6 protein-coding genes and 2 tRNA genes are annotated in these 7,329 nt (G+C 43.0%); all 8 read right to left on the bottom strand.

From position 1 onward, the window contains the following. Nucleotides 1–126: 126 nt before the first annotated feature. The 8 genes from AS194_RS05175 to AS194_RS05140 all read right to left on the bottom strand — a co-directional run bounded on the left by AS194_RS05175 (nucleotide 127) and on the right by AS194_RS05140 (nucleotide 7,225). Nucleotides 127–816 (bottom strand): 50S ribosomal protein L25/general stress protein Ctc, encoded by a 690-nt coding sequence (locus tag AS194_RS05175; protein ID WP_058024407.1) that lies wholly within the window; start codon nucleotides 814–816, stop codon nucleotides 127–129. A gap of 407 nt (nucleotides 817–1,223) precedes the next feature. Beyond that, entirely contained in the window at nucleotides 1,224–2,171 is a 948-nt protein-coding gene (locus tag AS194_RS05170; RefSeq protein ID WP_057758042.1) for a ribose-phosphate pyrophosphokinase, read from the bottom strand. A 110-nt stretch (nucleotides 2,172–2,281) separates the two neighbouring features. Further along, nucleotides 2,282–2,357: transfer RNA gene (locus AS194_RS05165), tRNA-Gln, on the bottom strand. Nucleotides 2,358–2,596: 239 nt separating this feature from the next. Beyond that, a tRNA-Gln gene (locus AS194_RS05160) sits at nucleotides 2,597–2,672 on the bottom strand. A gap of 171 nt (nucleotides 2,673–2,843) precedes the next feature. Then, nucleotides 2,844–3,422: a hypothetical protein gene (locus AS194_RS05155; protein WP_152978605.1), complete on the bottom strand. Its 579-nt coding sequence runs from the start codon at nucleotides 3,420–3,422 to the stop codon at nucleotides 2,844–2,846. Between the two features lies 1 nt (nucleotide 3,423). After that, complete coding sequence (gene ispE / locus AS194_RS05150) at nucleotides 3,424–4,386, bottom strand: 4-(cytidine 5'-diphospho)-2-C-methyl-D-erythritol kinase (RefSeq protein WP_058024405.1); 963 nt, start codon at nucleotides 4,384–4,386, stop codon at nucleotides 3,424–3,426. 90 nt (nucleotides 4,387–4,476) lie between these two features. After that, a complete protein-coding gene (gene lolB, locus AS194_RS05145) occupies nucleotides 4,477–5,109 on the bottom strand; it encodes a lipoprotein insertase outer membrane protein LolB (protein WP_058024404.1) in 633 nt (210 codons plus the stop codon). A 178-nt stretch (nucleotides 5,110–5,287) separates the two neighbouring features. Continuing rightward, nucleotides 5,288–7,225, bottom strand: coding sequence for a tetratricopeptide repeat protein (locus AS194_RS05140; protein ID WP_058024403.1), 1,938 nt, complete (start codon nucleotides 7,223–7,225; stop codon nucleotides 5,288–5,290). Between the last annotated feature and the right edge of the window lie 104 nt (nucleotides 7,226–7,329).

Genomic DNA, 7,329 nt, shown 5'->3' with positions numbered 1-7,329 from the left:
TGGTCGAATGTTCAACACGCCCTACTTACAAAAACAGCAGGAGATTTCAAATCACCTGCTGTCTTCTTAACTAAACGAGTCTGTTACTAAGTAGCACAAAATAAAGTGCTACCTAGACATAGTATATTACTCGTCGTCGTTGCTTTCTTCAGCATCAGCGCCGTCGTTTTGCTCAGTTGCTGGTACTTCATCAGCATCAACGTCGTCAGCATCTTCGTCAACTTCTTCAACCGTTGGTGGCTGCATGTTAACGATAGTGCGGTCATGGCCGTCTTCTAGCTCAAGCTCATGAATCACAACGCCTTCAGGAAGTTTGATGTCTGATAGACGGAACAAATCACCGATTTCCATACCAGATACATCTACTTCTAGATATTCAGGTAACTGTGATGGTAAGCAGATAACTTCGATATCAGATACTAGGGTAGATAGTACACCAGCAGCAGCAGTACCTGGCGCTTCTTCACGACCAACAAAATGCACAGGAACGTTCATGTGGATTTTTTGACCTTTTACAACGCGCTGGAAGTCCGCATGCATTGGGAAGCCTTTAGCAGGATGACGCTGCAAGTCTTTGATAACAGCTTGATGCTCGGTACCGTCAACATTGATGGTCAAGATGTGTGAAAAGAATGCTTCAAACTCAAGTGCTTTTACTAGCTCGTTGATTTTGATAGAGATCGCTGTTGGCTGCTCACCACCACCATAGATGATAGCAGGAACTAGGTTCTGCTTACGTAGGCGGCGGCTCGCACCTTTACCTTGGATTTCAGCAGAACGATCAGTAGCGTTTAGTTCAAAATGATTATTGCTCATGGATATAATCCTATAAAAAGAATGATGAAGTGTCTGGTCATAAAAAAGTGGATTTGCGACCAATCCACTAATACGTGATGAGAGCTAATATCTATCGTTGCGTATAAATGACACAACTATCGATGTTAGCCATTTGCTTATAACAATGATTTTTATAGTAAAAATTACCACAATAGCCATTATTATTCAGCATGATCAGCACTTTTGATAATGCTGGCCTGATTGAATAAAACAAAAGGTCAGCACAGGCGCGCATTATACGGGATTTTGTAGTAATAATAAAGACCTACGCAAAGTACCTACATAAAAATAGCGCCAAGTACTGATACTTGACGCTATTATTTTTATGACTACATCTTTATTGTCACTATAATACTATTAAAATTTATAGCAATGACTGTCTAGCATTAGGCATCAAACATCGCACTAATAGATTCTTCATTATTAATGCGGCGTAAGCTTTCAGCAAGCATTGGCGCGATACTGACCTGACGGATTTTGCTACAGGCTTTTGCTTCAGCAGATAATGGAATCGTATCCGTGACTACAACTTCGTCTAGCGCAGATTCGCTGATGTTTTTGAGTGCATTACCCGATAGAACAGGGTGAGTAATGTATGCTAAGACGCGGCGTGCACCATTTTCTTTTAGTGCTTCGGCGGCTTTACATAATGTACCAGCCGTATCGACCATATCATCAACGATGACGCAGTCACGGTCACGGACATCACCGATGATGTGCATCACTTGTGACTCATTGGCACGAGCACGGCGCTTGTCAATAATCGCCATATCGGTATCGCCTAATTGCTTGGCCATCGCACGGGCACGGACCACACCGCCAACATCGGGTGAGACCACCATGATATTGTCATAATCTTGTTTTTGTAGGTCGTTTAGGAGTACTGGCGTACCATAAATATTGTCTACAGGAATGTCAAAGAAACCCTGAATCTGATCTGAGTGCAAATCAACCGTCATTACGCGATCGATACTGACGATGTTTAACATGTCAGCGACGACTTTAGCCGAGATAGGTACACGCGCTGAGCGCGGGCGACGATCCTGACGAGCATAACCAAAATATGGCATGACAGCTGTGATACGGCCAGCACTAGAGCGACGCAAAGCGTCAGCCATCATCATGATTTCCATCAAGTTGTCGTTGGTCGGTGCACAAGTAGGCTGCATGATAAACACGTCTTTACCACGTACGTGTTCTTTGATTTCCACGGCAATTTCGCCATCAGAAAAACGCGTGATGTCAGCTTTACCAAGAGGTATATGAAGATGATCGGCTACGGTTTTTGCTAATTCTGGGTGGGCATTGCCCGTAAAAATCGCCAAATAAGGCATGACAGAAGTCCTATTGATTGACTCAAGCAGCGACCGCTAAGCAGTGACAAACTGCTCAAATTAAGAAAAGAGTGGTGAAAAAGATTGAAGACTACTATTACAGTAAAAAATGGCAGGGGTAGCTGGACTCGAACCAACGGATGTCAGGATCAAAACCTGATGCCTTACCAACTTGGCTATACCCCTGTAATGTCTAGGCTATGAACAACCGAAAGCTAATAGCGACTAATAGTCATTCTTAGAATGGTGTCACGACCTGTCAGTTATCTTATAAACGATTGAGCCGCCTAAAACATAACCTTTCCCTAGCGGTGTTCATTGCGAACTATACCGAAACTGGGATAACGTTGTCAATGACAATAGCATAAGAGGTTGTCTATAAACCGCTTATACTAAATGTATGTCTAACACTTCGTACTAAAAAATGGCAGGGGTAGCTGGACTCGAACCAACGGATGTCAGGATCAAAACCTGATGCCTTACCAACTTGGCTATACCCCTATTGTGGCGACCTATTATAAGTAAATTTTCAGATTTTGCAAGTCATTTGCGCCTTTTTCTGGTATTTATTCAAAATTCAGCTAGGCAAGGTGAGTTGTATCGGTATAAATGTATTAAATAAAAAGTTTCACCAAGCTTTTGAATCGCAAGTTGATAGTGCAATATATATGTCTATATTTGAGGATTTACTACTCTACCACTCATAAATACCGCAGGCTCTGTTAGACACGCTGTATTTTCAGTATCTTCGATAACGGTATCACCTTTTTGCAAAAAATAACTTCCTATACGGTCTTTAATTTTGCCACTCGTAAGAACTTCCTCACCCAGTTTAACCTTGGTCCCCTTTAAAGAAATAGAATTTTCATCCTCAAACAGAATGGCTCTATCTGGATAAAAAATAGGACTAAGATACTTATCATCGTTCTGAACAAAGTATAAGCAGTTATCTTTTATAACGTATTTGCCTTTCAAAACAAAATTGATTTCGCGCATTGAAAGAGCCGGTGCGTAAGTAAATAGTTCAGCAGGTGAACTGGTTTTACGGTGCTGCTCAGAAGTAGATATATTCTGAGAGTTATCTTTTAATTCAATTCCTAGCTGCGATGGTAAAATTACATTATCAGACAAACGCTTGGAATTAGGTTCATCATAAGACTTAGGTAACGATGTACACCCAGTTAGACTTAATGATAAGCAAACAAAGGCCGTACTTGTTATTGAGCATTTTTTTAGATATAAAGTATTCACGTTAAAAACTCCCCACCACATACCCTGCACAAGGCGCCTCTTCAACCCACTTTGCCAATAGCTTTTTATTACTGGAAATACTCGCATCTAGAGGTAAAAACACGGCGCTACCAGAGCCAGTCATGCGTGCTGTGCCCAGTGCTTGCGTCTCTAACCCTTGCAAATAATATAGAGCCTCTGCAACAGCAGGAGCGAGGCTCGCTACCACTGGCGTAAAGACATTGTGATAAGGCGTATTCAAATTTTGAACATAATCATTGGATTGATTTTTAATCGTATCAATCGATAGAGGAGCGATATCTCGCTGTAGTTTGGGATGAGCAAATAGGGTAGCGGTATTGACATGCGCATCAGGCGTTAAGACTAAATACTGCTGGTCAGGTAAATTGATGGCAGTTAATTCCTCGCCAATACCCATCGCAATGGCATCTTGACCAAAGATAAAGATTGGCACGTCTGCGCCTACCTTTGTACCAATTTTTATCAGCTCATCGCGAGTAAAGTTAAGCTGCCAAAGCTCATTGAGCACTAGCATAGTCGTTGCGGCATTGGATGAGCCACCACCCAATCCTGCACCCATGGGCAAATGCTTATCTAACCTGATAGTAATTGGTGCTAACTGCTCGGGCAGCGTGTTTGACTGTATGGCAAAAGCGAGCAATGCGCGCGCCGCTTTAAAAATTAAGTTGTCTTCTATATTAGTCGTGATTGTCTCTGCACCCTCTAATACCAATAGCTGATGACAGAGGGTATCGGCATCTGCTTTATTATCAGCCGTTGGTATCACAGCATCATCCATGAGTGAAAAATGCAAATAATCGCCCCAATCGAGCAAGCGAAATACGGTTTGCAAATCATGATAGCCATCAGCACGCTTGCCTGTAATGTGCAAAAATAGATTGATTTTTGCAGGTGACAAACGCGTAATAGTAGAATCAGATGCTTCGGCTATGTTTTCAATCATGTTTTTTCATCATAAAGTACATTCATAAACGATTATGATAATGAGCAATAGGGGCTAATTTTTCAGTGGTGATGGAATAGTAGTAACGAATTAGTGATTAATCGTCATCACCACTTTATTGCCCTGTGGTTGTACAGCGCTGATTTTACTAGGGAGCTTGTCATTCCCTTTATAAGTAAAGCTAGCACTCCAGTCGCCATTGACTGAGCTGATTAAGCGGTTTTGAGCATCTAGCTGCGGATCGCTATCTGAAGGCGCGGGGCGACCAGAGATCCAATAAGGCATTTGCGAGATAGGCGCTTGCCAGCCAGTGGCTTTTTGTAATAGTTCCTCAGGATCATCGGCGGTCAGTGTGCCTGTCTTTTCACTGACCAAGGTGGCCGTTTGACCGTTGTACTCAATGTTGGTTTTGCCAATGCCGAGCGCGCCGATGAGTTCAATAGCAAAACGATCGTTTTCTTGTCCCCACGCATAAAACGCACTACCACCTTGGGTGCCTGAGGTGTCATTAGCAGGTGTGGTCACGCCAATCTTACCTGTGATGTTAAAGCTCTCTAGCTTTTTGGGCTGATCTGCGTTTTGACCTTGTATCATGGTGCCTGATTGATGGCTAGTATTGGCAGTTTTTAGAGACTGACAGCCAGAGGTGATCACCATTGTAGTCGCTATCGCAGTAAGCAAAGCCAGTTTATTTGGTTTATAAGACATCGTTGATGCTGACATAATATGCTCTCAAAATGGGAAAATGGACAGGTTAACAAAGATATTAGCTTAAGGGCTATTTGTTGCTCAGTTATGCACGGCTGTTAGCTTCTTATACGTCCCTTGTAATTGATAAGTGCTTTGTGACGTGTCAAGCCTAATGGCATCATGCCGCAACAGTTATTTTGAAAAACCAATATCAATATAGCTGTATGCTGTCATTGATATTATGTTGTCCAAAGGAGAAACGCTGTTGCAAATCTGCGAGTAGTGCTTCGACTTTTTCGTTATTGCCGAGACCCTGATAAGCACGCAGTAATAGAGTGCCTGAGCGCAGGGTTGGGAGCACATCGTAAGGCGTTTGTAGATAGTCGATGACTTGCTTATAGTTTTCTTTGGCCAGTGCATTACCCGCCAATACATTGAGAGCTTGCAGATGAAGGTCATTATCATAGCGCGGATCATCATAACGAATTTGGATGATGTCGGTCGCCAAGGCCAAGCCTTGCTCAGAGTTACGCTCGTTGGCCAATAGCAACTGTGCATAACTGAGCTGATAGGATAAATTGGTAGGATCGAGCGCCTGCAAATGATTAAGGAGTGTACGTTTGACGACATAGTCGCTTTTGTCATCTAACAGTTGGACACGGGCAAAGAGTAACATCTCATTATCAGGATATTTACGAGCGGCCCGCGTCAATAGACGTAAGGCTTCTTCTGATTCATTTTGCTGCCACAAAATATCGGCTTGCATCACAAAGGTGTCAGGGGCGAACACCGTAAAGTCTTTACGTAGCTTTTCTAAAGTAGCAATGGCGGCGTCGACGTCGTCATTGAGCAATTCAAATGCGACCACTTTTCGACGTGCTTCTAATACTAAGTCTTCTTGCATCACAGCATTGAGATAGTATTTGGCTTTATCAAACTGCTGCTGGCGCTCAGCACTGATACCGAGATAGTAATAAGCTTGGTCAAGGTAAGCGGGGTTTTTGGCAAGCATATTGAGTAGATCATCCGCACTCGCATATTCTTCGATATCCAAGCTCACTAATGCTGCTAGCAAGGTAATCTCGGCATCATCGTTAAAGCGGCTGTGGGCCTCAAGCAATAGTTTCCAAGCTTGCTCGCTTTGTTTTAAGTCTAATAAGTAGCGAATCTCGTACAGGTACAAACTTTTGCTATCAGGATTGCGCAAGCGTGCTTGGCTTATATAGTTGACCACGGTTTCTGCTGTAACGATTTTGCGCAAAATATCAGCCTTTAGGGTGATAAAAGGCACATAATCAGGCTGGCGCTCTAGCGCGCGGTTAATATGTACGATAGCGATTTCGGGCTCATTAAATTGGTAAAGTAAACCAGCTTTTAATACGGACAGTGAAGCATTTTGCTCACTATCTAGTGGCTGCAAAGCGGCAAGCAGCTCGCGTTTGTCATCGTCATTATTGGGATAAATACCGATAAGGATTTCGCTCAAATCTGCACGCGGATCGTAACGCAAGATGCGGTTTAAGGTCTCGCCAGCTAAGATATAGTCGTGTGCCCGTAGTGCCAAATGCGCCACATAAAACCAAGCAGGTACATGATCAGGATTCTGGTCTTGCCATGATTTCGCAAAGGCTAATGAATCCTCAACCCTTTCATTACGCAATGATAGAGTTAGTGCCCTCTCAAATACCGCTGTGGCATCTTCTTTAAAAGATTGTTGCTTATAGATCGTAATCGCGCGTTGTTTGTCATCACGATCCGCAGCAAACTCTGCATCTAATAGAGCATATAAACTGGGTTCGTTGAGTTCAGGCTGCCATAGGCTGGCTGGCGCTAGACCATCAATGTTAGTTACGCTATCTGTCATTTGGCTGTTTTTATGAACAGTCGTGCTGATAGAGGTGCTAGAAGTAGCATTATTATTTGCCCCGTTATCGCTAGTAATGACTGCTGCTGGTGGCGTTTTTGCGGCCAATTCTGTATCAGCATGGCTGGCATGCGCAGGTACGGCAAGGCATAAACAGACGGCCAATGACAACGCTAGCTTATAACGCTGGCACAAACGATCAATAACGACCTGCAATAAAGCGCGGAGGCTAGATTGCTCGTTATAAAGAGGTTGTGATCTAGATAATGATCCAAAAAACATCATAGATAGTAGTGTTCGCCCATGGTTTACCTACATAGCTGAGGCAATTTTATTTTAATCATTTCAAATCAAATAGTGGTAACGAGTACCCATGACAAATATTATAA

It is taken from the genome of Psychrobacter piscatorii, assembly GCF_001444505.1.
Lineage (GTDB): Bacteria > Pseudomonadota > Gammaproteobacteria > Pseudomonadales > Moraxellaceae > Psychrobacter > Psychrobacter piscatorii_B.
The sequence above is the reverse complement of the archived record's forward strand: the minus strand, read 5'-3'. Positions and strand labels throughout refer to the sequence as shown.

Bases quoted from the DNA above. Each gene is read 5' to 3' on its own strand.
- AS194_RS05175 (WP_058024407.1), bottom strand. From the start codon at position 816: ATGAGCAATAATCATTTTGAACTAAACGCTACTGATCGTTCTGCTGAA.
- AS194_RS05170 (WP_057758042.1), bottom strand. From the start codon at position 2,171: ATGCCTTATTTGGCGATTTTTACGGGCAATGCCCACCCAGAATTAGCA.
- ispE (WP_058024405.1), bottom strand. From the start codon at position 4,386: ATGATTGAAAACATAGCCGAAGCATCTGATTCTACTATTACGCGTTTG.
- lolB (WP_058024404.1), bottom strand. From the start codon at position 5,109: ATGTCAGCATCAACGATGTCTTATAAACCAAATAAACTGGCTTTGCTT.
- AS194_RS05140 (WP_058024403.1), bottom strand. From the start codon at position 7,225: ATGATGTTTTTTGGATCATTATCTAGATCACAACCTCTTTATAACGAG.